Annotated in this window: 27 protein-coding genes; all 27 read left to right on the top strand. The window is 37.2% G+C overall.

Translation table 11 applies throughout. The features are described from left to right. Positions 1-298, top strand: a 298-nt coding sequence (locus PDT38_RS18525) for a YopX family protein (RefSeq protein WP_270803546.1), incomplete at its 5' end; no start/stop codon positions are given. Further along, positions 295-480 carry a hypothetical protein gene (locus PDT38_RS18520; protein WP_270803545.1) on the top strand — a complete coding sequence of 62 codons (186 nt, stop codon included), beginning with the start codon at positions 295-297 and terminating at the stop codon, positions 478-480. The genes PDT38_RS18525 and PDT38_RS18520, both read left to right, overlap by 4 nt. Next, on the top strand, positions 477-902 hold the full coding sequence (locus tag PDT38_RS18515) for a RusA family crossover junction endodeoxyribonuclease (protein WP_270803544.1): 426 nt from the start codon (positions 477-479) through the stop codon (positions 900-902). Before PDT38_RS18520 ends, PDT38_RS18515 begins: the two co-directional genes overlap by 4 nt. A 49-nt stretch (positions 903-951) precedes the next feature. Then, the gene (locus PDT38_RS18510; RefSeq protein WP_270803543.1) at positions 952-1,092 is read left to right on the top strand and encodes a hypothetical protein; all 141 of its coding nucleotides are present in this window, start codon (positions 952-954) and stop codon (positions 1,090-1,092) included. Between the two features lie 106 nt (positions 1,093-1,198). Beyond that, positions 1,199-1,636, top strand: a complete 438-nt coding sequence (gene ssb, locus PDT38_RS18505) for a single-stranded DNA-binding protein (protein WP_270803542.1) — start codon at positions 1,199-1,201, stop codon at positions 1,634-1,636. Positions 1,637-1,647: 11 nt separating this feature from the next. Further along, positions 1,648-1,824: a hypothetical protein gene (locus PDT38_RS18500; protein ID WP_270803541.1), complete on the top strand. Its 177-nt coding sequence runs from the start codon at positions 1,648-1,650 to the stop codon at positions 1,822-1,824. Continuing rightward, a complete protein-coding gene (locus tag PDT38_RS18495) occupies positions 1,811-1,981 on the top strand; it encodes a hypothetical protein (RefSeq protein WP_270803540.1) in 171 nt (56 codons plus the stop codon). Before PDT38_RS18500 ends, PDT38_RS18495 begins: the two co-directional genes overlap by 14 nt. Next, a complete protein-coding gene (locus PDT38_RS18490) occupies positions 1,978-2,379 on the top strand; it encodes a hypothetical protein (RefSeq protein ID WP_270803539.1) in 402 nt (133 codons plus the stop codon). Before PDT38_RS18495 ends, PDT38_RS18490 begins: the two co-directional genes overlap by 4 nt. 154 nt (positions 2,380-2,533) lie before the next feature. Continuing rightward, on the top strand, positions 2,534-2,911 hold the full coding sequence (locus PDT38_RS18485) for an ArpU family phage packaging/lysis transcriptional regulator (protein ID WP_172299058.1): 378 nt from the start codon (positions 2,534-2,536) through the stop codon (positions 2,909-2,911). 426 nt (positions 2,912-3,337) lie between these two features. Next, positions 3,338-3,595 carry a hypothetical protein gene (locus PDT38_RS18480; protein ID WP_270803538.1) on the top strand — a complete coding sequence of 86 codons (258 nt, stop codon included), beginning with the start codon at positions 3,338-3,340 and terminating at the stop codon, positions 3,593-3,595. A gap of 190 nt (positions 3,596-3,785) precedes the next feature. After that, entirely contained in the window at positions 3,786-3,929 is a 144-nt protein-coding gene (locus PDT38_RS18475) for a hypothetical protein (RefSeq protein WP_270803537.1), read from the top strand. 237 nt (positions 3,930-4,166) lie between these two features. Further along, entirely contained in the window at positions 4,167-4,379 is a 213-nt protein-coding gene (locus PDT38_RS18470; protein WP_270803536.1) for a helix-turn-helix domain-containing protein, read from the top strand. Between the two features lie 106 nt (positions 4,380-4,485). Next, on the top strand, positions 4,486-5,130 hold the full coding sequence (locus tag PDT38_RS18465) for a BA5345 family protein (protein WP_270803535.1): 645 nt from the start codon (positions 4,486-4,488) through the stop codon (positions 5,128-5,130). Between the two features lie 211 nt (positions 5,131-5,341). Further along, positions 5,342-5,734, top strand: coding sequence for a hypothetical protein (locus PDT38_RS18460; RefSeq protein ID WP_270803534.1), 393 nt, complete (start codon positions 5,342-5,344; stop codon positions 5,732-5,734). A 281-nt stretch (positions 5,735-6,015) separates the two neighbouring features. Beyond that, positions 6,016-6,390, top strand: a complete 375-nt coding sequence (locus tag PDT38_RS18455; protein WP_270803533.1) for an HNH endonuclease — start codon at positions 6,016-6,018, stop codon at positions 6,388-6,390. 226 nt (positions 6,391-6,616) lie between these two features. Then, entirely contained in the window at positions 6,617-7,132 is a 516-nt protein-coding gene (locus PDT38_RS18450; protein WP_270803532.1) for a phage terminase small subunit P27 family, read from the top strand. After that, positions 7,129-8,838 (top strand): terminase large subunit, encoded by a 1,710-nt coding sequence (locus tag PDT38_RS18445; protein WP_270803531.1) that lies wholly within the window; start codon positions 7,129-7,131, stop codon positions 8,836-8,838. The genes PDT38_RS18450 and PDT38_RS18445 overlap by 4 nt, the downstream gene beginning before the upstream one ends. Positions 8,839-8,849: 11 nt before the next feature. Beyond that, positions 8,850-9,038, top strand: a complete 189-nt coding sequence (locus PDT38_RS18440) for a DUF1056 family protein (RefSeq protein ID WP_270803530.1) — start codon at positions 8,850-8,852, stop codon at positions 9,036-9,038. Further along, positions 9,039-10,343: a phage portal protein gene (locus PDT38_RS18435; RefSeq protein WP_270803529.1), complete on the top strand. Its 1,305-nt coding sequence runs from the start codon at positions 9,039-9,041 to the stop codon at positions 10,341-10,343. After that, positions 10,294-11,019: a head maturation protease, ClpP-related gene (locus PDT38_RS18430; RefSeq protein ID WP_270803528.1), complete on the top strand. Its 726-nt coding sequence runs from the start codon at positions 10,294-10,296 to the stop codon at positions 11,017-11,019. The genes PDT38_RS18435 and PDT38_RS18430 overlap by 50 nt, the downstream gene beginning before the upstream one ends. Positions 11,020-11,127: 108 nt before the next feature. Beyond that, positions 11,128-12,336 (top strand): phage major capsid protein, encoded by a 1,209-nt coding sequence (locus PDT38_RS18425; RefSeq protein WP_270803547.1) that lies wholly within the window; start codon positions 11,128-11,130, stop codon positions 12,334-12,336. Between the two features lie 28 nt (positions 12,337-12,364). Then, on the top strand, positions 12,365-12,667 hold the full coding sequence (locus tag PDT38_RS18420) for a head-tail connector protein (protein ID WP_172292200.1): 303 nt from the start codon (positions 12,365-12,367) through the stop codon (positions 12,665-12,667). After that, positions 12,657-12,965 (top strand): phage head closure protein, encoded by a 309-nt coding sequence (locus PDT38_RS18415; protein WP_270803527.1) that lies wholly within the window; start codon positions 12,657-12,659, stop codon positions 12,963-12,965. Before PDT38_RS18420 ends, PDT38_RS18415 begins: the two co-directional genes overlap by 11 nt. Further along, positions 12,965-13,363, top strand: a complete 399-nt coding sequence (locus tag PDT38_RS18410) for an HK97-gp10 family putative phage morphogenesis protein (protein WP_270803526.1) — start codon at positions 12,965-12,967, stop codon at positions 13,361-13,363. Before PDT38_RS18415 ends, PDT38_RS18410 begins: the two co-directional genes overlap by 1 nt. Further along, a complete protein-coding gene (gene gp17 / locus PDT38_RS18405; RefSeq protein ID WP_270803525.1) occupies positions 13,360-13,743 on the top strand; it encodes a tail completion protein gp17 in 384 nt (127 codons plus the stop codon). Before PDT38_RS18410 ends, gp17 begins: the two co-directional genes overlap by 4 nt. Before the next feature lie 14 nt (positions 13,744-13,757). Further along, a complete protein-coding gene (locus PDT38_RS18400; RefSeq protein WP_270803524.1) occupies positions 13,758-14,369 on the top strand; it encodes a major tail protein in 612 nt (203 codons plus the stop codon). 64 nt (positions 14,370-14,433) lie between these two features. Continuing rightward, entirely contained in the window at positions 14,434-14,799 is a 366-nt protein-coding gene (gpG, locus tag PDT38_RS18395) for a phage tail assembly chaperone G (RefSeq protein WP_270803523.1), read from the top strand. Positions 14,800-14,937 lie beyond the last annotated feature (138 nt).

Raw genomic sequence — 14,937 nt, 5'->3', positions numbered from 1 at the left:
TGCGGCGCTCATGTGGGGATCAGATCAAAGGGAACAATCGGTACTTGATATCCATACTGAATTTTATAAACTCGGAAAACGTATTTTTGCTGGTGACATCATACAACAAGAAGAGCAGATATCTGGACTGCACGACGAATTAGAACCGTTTATAGGCGAAGTTAAAATGATTGATGGTACATGGTGTATCAATAACGAGAAAAGAAAAGAAGCGCGCAACCTGTTTTCAGAAACAGCAACAAATACGATTTTAGGTGATATATATCGAAATCCTGATCTATTGGAGGCGGCGGAATGAATGACCTTCAAAGAAGAAAACAATTTTTAGAGAAATACTATCAGGAATTTAAAACATTGCAACAGATTAACGATACTGCGTCTTTGGACGAAACCTTGTCATTGTTCTGCGTTGCCTTTCCAGAAGCAGAGCCACACAGAAATTATTTCTATCAAAGGTATTTGAAGGAGGCGGCCGAATGATAACCCTGAACATACCAGTCGAACCAATGGGGGCCGTTCGGATGACTGGGCGTGGCAAGTTCGTAAATAAAAACGCTCAACGGTACTTAGCTTATAAAGACTTTATCAAGTGGGAAGTAAAGAAGCAGATGAAAAAAGAGCCTTTTGAGTCGGGAGCACTCCATGTAGATATAACTTTCGTTATGCCGATTCCTAAAAGTTGGTCAAAGAAAAAACAGCAGCAATCCATCAATACGCTGCATACCAAAAAGCCAGACATCGACAATCTAGTAAAAGGCGTGTTTGATGCTCTAAATAAAATTGCTTGGAATGATGATAACCAAGTTTCAGAAGTGACTGCTTGTAAAAAATACGGTGAAAAGCCAGGAATTGAAGTTCAAATTACAAGGGCGTCAGAAGAATGGGAACAGCTAAGCGTCTAATTATACGCTATAAAAACGATTGCGGGCGTACTGTGGGGCATAACACCCTATGGATGAAATTGATAGTCTAATAGAGTTAAAACGTCGCTACGGCTTTTTAAACGATGATTTAGAGTATATCGAAATTGATGGTATTGAATACGATCTCGACAAGGTAAAATCAGCACTCGAAAAGCATGGTTATTCATGAGATTGAAACAACTTTCCGTATAAATGGGATTTCACAACGGAGAGTTAGATAAATAACGGCTTTATTTGTCGAAATTTGTCGAAAAAATGAGAGGGAGAATTTAAACATGTTAAATAGATCAATTATTGTTGGACGCTTAACAAAAGATCCAGAGTTAAGATATACCGGCTCAGGCGTGGCAGTTGCAGGATTAACGCTTGCAGTTAACAGACCATTCAAAAATCAAAATGGAGATTCGGAGGCAGACTTTATTAACTGCGTAGCTTGGAGGAAGCAGGCTGAAAGTGTCGCGAACTTTCTCAAAAAAGGATCGCTAGCAGGTGTAGACGGACGGTTACAGACACGCAGCTATGAAAATCAGCATGGTGGTCGGGTGTTCATTACAGAATTAGTGGCTGAATCTGTTCAATTTCTGGATACAAAGGGCAGCAAACAGAATCAAGGACAGAATCAGAGACAGCAACAAGAAAATAGATTTCAAGATGACCCATTTGCCAATAATGGCAAACCAATTGATATAACAGATTCAGATTTGCCGTTTTAAGGGGGATAAACATGACAAGGCGTGTTGTTCAGTGGATGGCAACAAACTATGATTCTGAGAATCTACAGGTCATTACTGTTTTTGAAGAAGGCATAAATAAACAAGCTGTTAAAAGTCAAACGCCGTTTTGTAGGCAGCACAGGGTGCTTTACAAAAGCAAAGGGAGAAATAAATATGAGTTCAAATAAAAATTGGAGATTGCCGGGGGAAGTGAAAGTTTGGAAGATGACAGAGAAAGAACGTCAGGCTTATATCAAAAAGTACCCTATTATCTACCGAGAGTATTTAAAACCTTCACGTAATTTTATATTTGAAAAACAGAATCGTTGGGAGGCGGGGAAATGACAGACTTACTAATGGAATTACCAACTCTATACAAGGCAAAGTTGAATACCGGTAAAAAAACATCAGAACAGATTAAAAACGGATTTACTGGGATAGAACCAAGTGAACAAGAAATTCAAAATTGTCTTAAAGCGTATGGGTTAATTGACGGAATGGAGGTTATTGTCACAAAAAGTTGGAGTGGAGATGGGTATTATCTCATATCCTGGCAAGAAAATGATAGTGGAACAATAAAAGAGTTTTTCTACCAATTAGAACAAGATCCAATGTTCGGCAGCTATTTTGATGAACGTGAAGAGTTTGAGAATGATTGGGAATCGGGAGAGTATTGCCCAGCCGGTTCAATTGCATTCAGTAATGAAGATGTTGAAATAATGAAGAAAATTGGTCAGTCGTAGTTGAAAGAAAAAGTAACATAAGACGGGAAGGAGAATCATGATCTATCTAATTATAGGAATCATCATTATTGCAGCACCGTTGATATGGATAGAACTTACCGAAAGACGTATTGAAAAATGGGAAAAAGAAAAGTAGAAGAATAGGAGGGATAGGATGTCCAAACAATTATCTTTTCTCGCTGATGTGGATGAGAAAGCCGTCCGCAAAATCGTAATCAAAGAACTGAAAAATTACCGTGCGCTTAAAGTCCAATTAGAGAACAAAAAGGAATGTTCATCTGCTGGCATAAATACTTTCCCTTCCCTCCGAGATTCATTAAATCTCAATGAACTCAAGGTCAAGCAGATGGAACGCGCCTTACAAAACAGCCTAGATGAGGAAGAACGATTAATCATTGAAAAGAAATATTTAACTGCTGCAAGGGTAAAGGATATTCATATCTATATAGAGCTCGGAATGAAAAAGGATACGTATTATGAAATCAAACAACGCGCTATAAACCGTATAGCCACAGCACTCGGAATAATCTGAGTGCTTTTTTTATCGACAAAATCTCGACAAAAAACCGAGAAAATCCCGACATTTTCCCGATAAAATGGGGGACAAAAAGGGGGACTATTTATGTCTGTATTAGCGATAACATTTACTTATCAAGAATATACGGGAAACGCGCCTTTCCCTTATCAACGGCGTATCCGGATACGGAACAAAGGTGTTGAGGAATGAAGCCGAACGGGAGGAACATTCTGAGCCTGGATAGCGCTAGTCTTGCGGCAGCCGTATCGGGGGAATAGTATTTTCATTGTACCCATGATCTTACTATGCTTGGCTTCCTCCCGGGGTATGTGTAAGGTTAAATTTTAATAAGCGTTTAGCATAAGGAGGTATATAAAAAAGAGCAACTGGCTGGCACAATTATTCAACAGAAATAGAATTGGAAATGGGAGGTGTTTAGTTATGGCTTTTCATTTTATTGCAATCATAAGTGACTTCTCTGGTGGGAGAAGATACGGTTGGCATTATTCAAGTGAAGATAGGTTAGATAAAGATTATATTAAGTCTTTTATGACCAAAGTTAAACAAGAATGTGGGCATATTCAATTTGGAATTCATAAACTAACTACTGAGGATACATCTTGGGCTTCAGTAGTAAGAATGGATTCATTCTTTGATGATGTTATAATAACAAATCGAATTGACGATTGTTGCAAATGATCAACAGCTTTCCGCTTATGATGTTACTAAATTGCGAAATCACTGATGAGTTAATTCCTTCAGAAGTATGTGTAAGGTTAAATTTTAATGAGCGTTTAGCATAAGGAGTGATAAAAAAAGATAGAATTTATATTGACGGTGGTAAATATAAATGGTATAATTAATGTATAGAAAGGAGGGAGTTAAGAGCATGGAAATAGTTGAGTTTATCCTTCGGGACTTGGCTTGGCTGGTTGCGATTCTCGCAGGAATAACGACCATGATCAAGAATATCAAGGACTTGAAGGGTAACAAAAAACGACGTTCTCCCGGCAAGAAGAAACGTCGTACATAGGCTGTAGGGGGAGAAATCCCCTTCCCTTATTATAACACTTTATATCTATGCTCAAAACAATGAGAAAAAAATTATTTGACAGGTCAACGATACTATTTTCTATTCTATTCATTATCGTGTTTGTTGATAAGGATTATGGTAACCTGGATACCTTGGATATCATCACGATGGTATTGGCTTTAATTTGGCTGGTTATGACTATAATTAATATTGTCCTTAGATGGAGGAACACGCGTGATGAATAGGCTTGTTTTTGAAAGTATTGATGAATTGAGAGAATTCATGGACAAGGAAGTTATAACAACTTCTGAAGCAATTGAAATAATCGGCTGTAGCCGTCAAAACTTGAAACAGTTGGTTGACTATGGAACATTGAAACCGTTAAAGACCACTAATAGAGATCGCTTGTTTTTGAAAGCTGATATACTTTCATACAAAAGAAAGCGATAAAGGCACCCGAATATGGTGGGTGCTTTTTTTTATGAATCGTTCGACAAATTCCGCAGTTTATTCAATTGTTACTTGCTCTCAACGATAATAATATGGAGGTGAGTAAATGAATTTTGAAACTAAATACTTAATAAGATGGGGCATACCTGGATGGATGTTTATTTTTTGGATAGCAGTCTACTTTGTACTAACTAAATTTGATTTCATATCCACTCATATAAAGTTTTCAGAGATTGGTACACTGATAGGTCTTTTTATTTCATTAAGTGCATTTGGTGTTGTTTTAGGCTACATAATTCATCATTTATACTTTGTGATAAATTGGATAGTTAGTAAAAACAGGATTTTTGATAATGCAATCAAGAGAGTTACTAACTTCCCTTATCCAAATGATTGGAAAGAAAATAACAATAATGATTATTTTTATTTTGAGTGTTTATGGCACAAAAATTTATTAGACATTAATGAAGAAGAGAAAAGGACTTATATTGTAGAAAGATATAGATATCTTTTGTCTACTATTCATACTTTAGGAACTGTTTTAATAAGTCATCTTTTATCTGCAGTATTTACAATTTTCGCAACCATATGGATATACGGTTTTTCGTCATATCCACTTAGAATAGATGTTATGTTTGCAATACAAGTCATAATAATTTTGGTAGTTCTTTCAAGCTTTAAATACTATTCATCAAACCTAAATTACTTCCAAGGAAGTTTTTTAGACAAAATGTTAAAAAAAGAACTTTAGCATCCTTCAGGGGTGCTTTTTTTATATTCTCTGTAAACTGTGTCCAGTGAATCTTAGATAATACAATTCATGGCAAAGGGAGCCTCTGAGTGTGGGCATGGTTTAGAAAGAATATATAAAGATACTTATATTGAAAAATCATAAGAGCAATTTGTATTTATTAGTTGAATTGTAGAATTTTTCTACTATAATATAGTAGGGTGAAAAATTAATGAATGAGAATGAAAAAATAATTATGGCATTGGGATTTAGCATTATAATTTTAGGAATCTTATCTCTATTTGGAGTCAGGATTGGAGATAGCTATTCTTTTGGGATCACAGTTTTTGCTGGTTTTTTTACACTTGCAGAATTTGCCGATGATGTTGATGGTAACAAGAAACGATTAAAGACAACCTTATATCTTGTTGCGATGTTTGGACTAATTGTGGCACCACATTTGAGATTAGATCTAGTTTATAATAATCTAAGTGATTATACGAATTATCTTACTTTGATAGTATTAGGACTTGTAGTATTGGCTTTTCCACAGAAACGGAAAGAAATCAAACAAAAAGATAAAAAAATTAGAGAGTTAGAGGATATTATAGAAAAAATGAAGTGAAGTAAATACATAAAAACACATTGCGCTTTCCCAAACGGGAGGGCGTTTTTTATTTGAGGGAGGGGACAATATGAAGGCGTTGGGTGAATTAGTAATTAGTATTATCCTAGAACATGAAGACGGTGAGAAACGTACAACTTCAACTCGTATGAGTAGTCGGGATGTTGTGATAGTCAATTGTCAAGACTTAAAAGACGAATTGGCTCACTTATGAAAGTATTGATTGGCCAAACAAATATGGAAATAAATCAATGAATGTTTGTGTTTGAGGAGGATCAACAATGCCACCTAAGCCGTTAAGGGAGTGTAAGGCCTATGGATGTAAGGCTCTAACTAGAGAAGCCTATTGCCATGAGCATAAGCACATCAAGCAAGAGGAAATAAAACATTACAACAAACATTCAAGAGACAAAACATTAACAAGTTTTTATAAATCAACAGATTGGAAACGAACAAGACAACTTGTTTTGCTAAGAGACAATTATCTTTGTCAGAGATGTTTGAGGGAACATCGCTTCACACCTGCTGACATGGTTCATCACATTGTGGAAGTTAAAGAGGACTGGTCCAAGCGTTTAGACCTTTCAAACCTTGAAAGCCTCTGTAATGCTTGTCATAATAAGGTACATGGTGACCGAAGTAAGCAAGGGCAGTAGGACACCCCCCTACCAAAATCCTTGGAAAACAACCGTCTGGGGAACGGCGCGCCCTCTTCTGCAAACAAACACCGCTTTTCAAAGTTCCCGAAAAACAAAAAATACCCTCTCAGCAGAATGCTAAGAAGGCTTGAGTTAAATGATTTAGTTGCAATTTCATCATAGCACGTTTGCCGGAAAAAACAAGCGAAAAAAGAGATTTTTTTGAGGAAATGAGGTGAAAAACATGCCGAGACCCGCAAAATCCGCAGCTCTCCAGTTAATACAGGGTAATCCAAATAAAAAGAATACGGAAGAACTAGCTGCTAGGGCTAAATATGAGGAAAAAATGAAAATGCGTGCTGAAAATATCAAACCACCTTCATGGTTAGATAAGGTGGCTAAAAAAGAATTTAAACGGGTTGCTGCTTTATTATCTGAAGTGGATATTATCACAGAGGCGGATATCAGCATGTTGGCCGCCTATTGTAACGCCTATTCTCAGTACATCTCTATTACAAAAACGATAGAAGAAGACGGCATTATGATTAATACAGAAGGGCATGATGAAAACGGTCAGCCGATCAAGTTGGTTGGTGAAGAACACCCTTTACTAAAACGTCAGAAAAACTTTTATGATCAAATGAAATCAGCTGCCAATGATTTTGGTCTTACTCCGTCTGCACGCGCAAAACTTGCCATCACCAAAACTCAGGAAGAACGGGAAAAAACGGCAGCTGAAAAGGAGTTTGGTAATGTATGAATACAATTAAACAGTTTATGATTGACTACTCACACGGTATCATATCGGGTGAGATTGTGGCATGTCAAAAACATATTTGGGCTTGTCAGCGCTTTTTAAATGACATCAAGAGAGAAGGAACAAGGGAGTTTCCTTTTATATTTGATGACGAGAAAGCTAGGCGTTTTCTTTATTGGATGACTCAGTTTAAGCATACAAAAGGACCTCTCGCAGGAGAAAATATTGTCCCTGAGCCAATCCAAATTTTTATTTTTGGCAATGTGTATGGTTGGGTTCACAAAGAAACAGGGTATCGTAGATTCACAAAAGTATATTGGCAAGTTGGACGTAAGAATGCAAAAACACAAAGTTTAGCTTGTGTTGCTTCTTATGAGGCTATGGCAAACGATGAAAATATGTCAGAGGTCTACATTGGGGCAACGAAAACTGAGCAAGCAAAAATATGCTGGAATGAGATCAAAGCACAAATTCTTCAGTGTGAGCTATTAAATAAACCCGAGCAAAAATATAGAATTGCCTACGGGAAAATTGAACATCCAAAAACACAATCTAAAATTGAGGCACTTTCTAAAGATGCAGGGAAAACAGGAGATGGGTTCAATCCTCAGTGCGGAATTATTGACGAATATCACGCACATAAAACATCTGAAATATATGATGTACTTGTTTCAGGTATGGCTGCACGAAATCAGCCGTTAATGATCATTATTACGACTGCCGGTTTTGAATTAAATAACCCTGCCTACCGCGTTGAATATGATTACGTGTCACGCATTTTAGATCCAAATAAAGTAGAAACAAATGAGCAGTATTTTGTGATGGTTAATGAATTAGACAAAGGCGATGACATTAAGGATGAGCAGAACTGGGTCAAAGCCAATCCTATTGTTGCTAAAAATGAACATGGACTTAATTATCTGCGTGGAGAGTTGGAAGTTGCCTTGGCTGTTCCAGAGAAAATGAGGAACTTTCTGACTAAGAATATGAATATCTGGGTTAACATGCGTGAAAATGGCTACATGGACATGCAAGCTTGGAAAGATTGTGGATCTGATCATTTTCCTGATCTATCCGGCCGGGAGTGCTATGTTGGAATTGACTTATCAAAACGAATTGACCTGACAGCTGTATCATTTATTTTTCCGTTAGATGATGGGAGCTTTGCTGTAGAAAGTCATGGTTTTATGCCTGAAGATACATTCTATGAACGTATGAAGACAGATCATGTCCCTTATGACTTGTGGAGGGAAAAGAACTGGCTTACCGTTACTGATGGTGCTGTAGTCGATTATGACTATATCAGAGCTTATATCAAGAAAATGGAGCAAGAGAAAGGCTGGCGGATTAAAGAAATCGGTTACGATCCATATAATGCGACACAGTTTGCTCAACAGATGGAGGCTGACGGATATGTAATGATAGAAATTAGGCAGGGCGTTGCCACACTTTCAGAGCCTACGAAAGACTTTCGCGAAAAAGTCAAGGCGAAAAACATCATCCATAATAAAAATGATCTGCTAACATGGGCGATGGGTAATGCTGTTACAAAAGTAGATGCTCAAGAAAATATCATGCTGGACAAGTCAAAGTCAACACAACGGATCGACCCTGCTGCAGCTCTTATCAATGCACATGTCAGAGCTTCTCAAATTGATATGACAATTGACTTAAATGCGTATATCAAGTCAGGATCTTTCAGCCTGTAGGAGGTGGGAATATGAAATTTATAAAAAGTATGCAGCCGTTTATAGATGATATCTTACTTATTATAGGGATGATATTCATTTCTACTGCCATATATCGAATAAATATCAACGCGGGTTTGATTGCAACCGGTGTTTTTTTATTTTCTCTTGCTGGCTTGTTAGGTGTAGATCGGCAGACTAAGGAGAAAGGCGGGGATTAGATGCTATTAAGCCGTTTAAAGGGCGGGGTCAAAAATGAAATCGCAGAAGAGGATAGCGGCTCCCTTCTTCACCCAGCCAATTGGTTTAGAAATATTTTTGCTGGTACTGAAACCTCATCAGGTGAAAGAGTATCATCAAAAACGGCTGTTCTTCATCCAGATGTTTATGCATGTGTCATAGTTTTGGCGGATGATATCGCGAAACTACCAATCAAACTTTTTCAGAATAAAAACGGTAATATCAAACAAGTTCAAAATGGTATTAGTGATATGATTCTGAACAAAGTTAATGATTATATGACAAGTTTTATTTGGAAAAGGCTTTTGGTCACAAGGCTCTGTACTTGGGGGAACAGTTACAATCTTTTGCTTTTTGATAAAGACGGAAATGTGACTGGAATCAGACCTTTAAACCCTGAGGCAACAAATACAAATATTGACCCTAATAACGGTCGGGTTTGGTATTCAACCACGATTGACAGCAAATATCGTGAGTTTTTTTATGAAGAAGTTCTGCATTTTAAAAACCTTTCTCTTGATGGAATTGTGGGACAAACTCCAATTTCAGTTATTCGTGACAATATAGGATCAAATCGAGCTGCTACAAAATTCAATGCAAAATTTTATAAAAATGGTGGTGCTCCGTTTGGCGTTGTCAAAGCACCAACTCTATTGGACAGAGAAAGCAAAAAAATTGTGAGAGAAGACTGGGAGCGTGTGAATGCGGGTCAGTCTATTGCAGTCCTAGACGCGGGTCTCGACTATTCACAAGTAACCATGCCAATGAAGGATGCTCAATTTATTGAGTCCATGAAATGGAACCGTCAGCAGATCGCATCTATTTATAAGGTACCACCACATAAAATAGGTGAACTTGATCGAGCCACTTTCTCTAATATCGAACAACAATCTTTAGATTATGTCAAAACTACATTGCAACCTTTAGTGACAAACATAGAACAAGAATTGAACGATAAAATTTTGACAGAAAACCAGTTAAAAAGTGGTTATTACTTTAAATTTAACCTAGAATCAGAACTTCGTGGAGATAGTAAATCTCGTGCTGAATTTTATAAAACGATGCAAAGTGTTGGCGCTTTTAGCGTAAATAATATCCTTCAAAAAGAGGATATGACTGGAATTGGGGAAATTGGCGATGAGCATTATGGGAATTTAAATCTTGTTCCTCTTTCAATTATGAAAGAATATCAACTGAACAAGGTAAAAGGGGCATCTGATGAACAGAAGGGGGGTGATGGCAACGAAGAAGAAAAACAAGTATTGGAACATGAAGATTCTGAATGATTCTACTGCTGAAATTACACTTTATGGCTCAATAACGGGTGAAGGATGGTTTAGTGAAAGCTCTTCTAAAGCTTTTCAGTCAGAATTGAAAAGTTTAGGGGATGTAAGTTCTATTGATTTGTACATTAACTCACCTGGAGGAGATGTCTTTGAGGGACAAGCGATTCATTCAATGCTTAAGCGTCATAAGGCTAAAATAAATGTATATGTGGATGCTCTTGCAGGAAGTATTGCCTCAGTTATTGCAATGGCGGGGGATAACATTACGATGCCAAGTAACGCCATGATGATGATTCATAATCCTTATATGGGAATGGTCGGGAATGCAACAGAATTTCGAAAGGCTGCCGATGATCTTGACAAGATCACAGAAAGTATCGTTTCGACATACCTTGAGAAAGCGGGTGACAAGCTGGATGATGGCACCTTACATCAATTACTTGATGAAGAAACGTGGCTGACAGCTGATGAAGCATTAAATTATGGTTTGATTGATGAGGTCTCAGAATCAAAGGATGTAGCAGCCTGTATTGATCATCGAATCTTGGCACACTTTAAGCATGTGCCAGGAAAGATAGTTGCTAAAACAGTAGCTGAAAATTCGGCTGAAGAAGCAGGATTGGATGAATTACAAAAACAAAAAATTGACATGAAACTTGAACTCTTAAATCTTTAAGGGTTCTTTTTTAATGCCACTTTTAAGGAGGACAAGAATTTGAAACCGAAACTATTAAAACAAAACAATTTATTGAAACTAGATATTCAATTTTTTGCTGGAGGTGGAATGTCTAAAAAAGAACGGGAGTTACGCCAAACGCTAGCAGAGAAGCGTACAGAAATTGAAGCATTGACAGACGAAGGGAAAATTGATGAAGCTAAAAAACTACTTGCTGAAGCTCAACAAATAAAAGAGCAGATCCAGACATATGAAGAAGTCCGAAATATGCAAGTCCCATATGAACAGCAGCAGACATCACAAGATTCGGTAGTAACTGGTCAACAACCAACAGATGATATCGCCAAAACGGAAGTAAAGAATCATGTTCAGCTTTTTGCGTCAGCTCTTAAATCCGGAACAGTACCAAAACCTCTTGCTGCAATGAAAGAAGGTGTGGATGAAGATGGCGGTCTTGTTGTTCCACAAGATATTTCAACGAAGATCAACGAAAAACGTAGACAATTTGATACATTGGCGAATCTCGTTGATGTCATTCCGGTATCTACAAACAAAGGTTCACGAGTGCTTGAAAAACTAGCAGATATCACTCCATTAGCAGACCTTGAAGAATTAGCAGATATCACAGAATTAGAGAATCCTAAATTTGAAAACATTAAATATAACATTAAAGATTATGCAGGAATTTTGGTTCTTTCTAATGATTTGCTTTCAGATACACAAGAAGCGCTTCTTCAATATTTGACCAATTGGCTAGCTAAGAAATCAGCTGTTACGCGTAATACGTTGATTATTAAGCAATTAGGAACACTCACAAAAGCTGCAGTTTCAAAGCAAGACGATATTAAAGATATTTTGAACGTCAAACTTGATCCAGCTATCAACGCCACAACCTCTTTTATTACAAATCAATCAGGATTTAATGTTTTGGATAAATTGAAGGATGCTTTTGGCCGTTACTTACTACAGCCTAATCCAACAGATCCGACTAAAAAACTTTTATTTGGAAAGCCTGTGTCCGTTATATCTGATAAATATTTGCCAAACGGTGGTACAAAAGCAGCGCCAAAATATCCGTTGATTATTGGTGATCTTAAAGAAGCTGTCAAACTGTTTGATCGTCAACAATATTCTATTTTAACAACAAATGTTGGTGGTAAGGCATTCTATCGTAATTCTACAGATATGCGAATTATTGAACGCGAAGATGTTGTACTTTGGGATACTGATGCTGTTGTATTTGCAGAGTTTTCATCAATCAAAGATGCAACTCCAGACAATGGGGTTCCGAATCCCGGTCCTGGTGAGAACAAATAACAGGTGAATGAAAGCTAGGTGATGCCCAATGACAGAAATTGAGCAAAAGGAACTTAAAGAAGCGAAAAAATTCCTCAGGGTTGATGGCGATTTGGAAGATGATTTAATCCTTGGATTTATCGCTTCGGCGAAGGAATATATTACAGCTGCAACTGGTTTAAAATTCCCTAATCATTCAGCACGAGCTGATATGTGTGTCAAAGCATTTGTAACGCATTGGTATGAAAATAGGGAAGTAGCTGGCACAACTTCAAACCTTGATGGGGTGCTAACAATGATGATCAATCAATTAAAATATACGGTTTCGGAGACTGGTTCCAATGTTGAATGACATGCGTTATCGGATTCAATTTCAAAAGAAAAAAGAGGGTGGCCGTCTCCCTGTTGAAGGTAAGTATGAAACTGTCGTGGAATGCTGGGCAAAAGCTGAGGGTTTAAAAGGCCGAGAGTATTATGCAGCGGCTGCTGTTCAGAAAGAAAAAACTATAAAATTTACAATTCGTCACCGTGAAGATCTTAACGAACATATGCGAATTCTTTTTCAAGATCAACCATACGAGATTGAATCAATGTTACCGAACTATTCTCGGAAAAATTTCACCACAATAAGGGCAAAGGCGGTGGAATAATGGAATTTGAAATGGAGATGCAGGGCTTTAAAGAATTAGATTCATATTTAACTGACCTTGCAAGAAAAGATGAGTCAATAAATAAAGCAGCCGTAAAAGCCGGGGGTGCTATTCTTGCTAAAGAAATAGATAAAAACGCACCTCGGTCTGATATTGGGGGCAGTCATCCCCATATTGATGAGGATATTATTGTTGGAAATCGTACTCGAAAGGATTCGGATGGTGAAATCTATGCTGTTGTTGGACCTACCAAAGATACAAAATTCCGTGTTCACTTACCTGAATTCGGAACCATTCATCAGCCAGCAAATCCATTTATTCAGCGAAGTATGAGAAGTGCAAATGAAAGAATGTTACAAGCGATGGCAAGCGTAATTAAAAGAGGGTACAAGCTATGAATGTAGTAGAAAGGTCTTTACTATTGAAAAACAAAGTATTTGAAGCGTTGGAGAATGATCCAGCGCTTTTATCATTGGTTAAACCAGCAAATATTTTTGAACTGGCTGTACCAATTGGGGTCAAAAGTAAGCCAGCCTATATTGTTGTTCAGGAACTAGAGTATAGGACTATTCAGTGGGCTGATGGCAAACCAATAAAGGATAGTGCTGTCTATCAAATTGATGTATATAACAGTTCGTCCTGTGATGAGATTCTTGTTGCCATCGTTAATGTGATGAGTCAATTAGATTTTCAAACGACTGTTTTAATCAATGGTTTTTTAAAAAATGAAGGCCTCATGCGGAAAGGATATAGGTTTGAGGCCAATATTTTAATATAATTGGAGGTTTAAAAATGCCTGAATTTAGTTCAGTTACCGGGTTGGAAGGTGTGAAATTCGCACCACTAAAAAAGGAAAACGGGGTTTATGTAGCCTCAAAAATTATAGATTACCCTTACGCGATTAATGCAAAAGTTAATACTGATACATCAACAGAAAAGCAGTATGCAGATAATAAGTTAGTTGATATGGCTGTTACAACGGGTTCAACAAAGTTGGATCTGGAAATGCGTGATTTGCCAATGGAAATATTAGCTGAGTTGTTAGGAATTGAAGCGACAGATGGACTGTATATGTTTAAAAAGAATATTATCCCACCATGGGTTGCTATGTCATTTTTTGGGCCGAAAGCAAACGGTAATCACCGTCATGTGGGATTAGTGAAAGGTCGTTTCTCGTTACCAGATGATGAATGGAAAACAAAAGAAGAAAAAACGAATTTCCAAACAATTAAACTTTCAGCTGAGTTTATGGAGCGTGAGCAGGATAATGTTTTTAAAGTATTAGCTGATGAAGATGCGCCAAGCTTCAGTTTGGATAAGTTCTATACGAAGGTATTTGGTGATGCTTACAAGTCTCCTAATCCTGGTGGAGGAGATAACCCTAACGTCAATCTAGGAAAATAAACATAAAGGGAAGCCTTAGTGCTTCTCTTTTTTCGTACTCAATATATTTAAAGGAGGAGTCAGCATGGCTCAAAAGCAAATTGCAATTAAATTATGGTTTGAAAAGGATAAAAAATATAAAACGTTTATTGCCCCTCGTACTGATACAAAAACATTATATGAAGCCTTGGAATTAGATGAAGATGCAGCAAAAAAAACAAAAAACATTAAAGAAGTCCTTAAAAGTCTAGATGATCGCATGAAATTTATTGTCCGAGTGTTTCATAATCAGTTTAACTTGGAGGAATTTCAAGAAGGTTTACAGTCCTTTGAGGTATCAAATGAAGTCAGACGAATTATGGGTGAAATCATGGGATATGAAGAAGTTAAAGAGGGCGATGATTTTTTGCAGACGGCGGAAACAGAAACCTTACAGCAAAAAGTGGAATAGAACAACTCAATGATATTTACTCGGCCCTTTTAAAACAGGGATGGACGATGACAGAAATAGACAAGATGGATATTTATCACTATTTAGAAGTTTTGGCACATGAAAACAAACCTAAAATAGTCCCCATCGATCAAGTAT

Source organism: Bacillus changyiensis, from assembly GCF_027706145.1.
GTDB lineage: Bacteria > Bacillota > Bacilli > Bacillales > Bacillaceae > Bacillus > Bacillus changyiensis.
The sequence above is the reverse complement of the archived record's forward strand: the minus strand, read 5'-3'. Positions and strand labels throughout refer to the sequence as shown.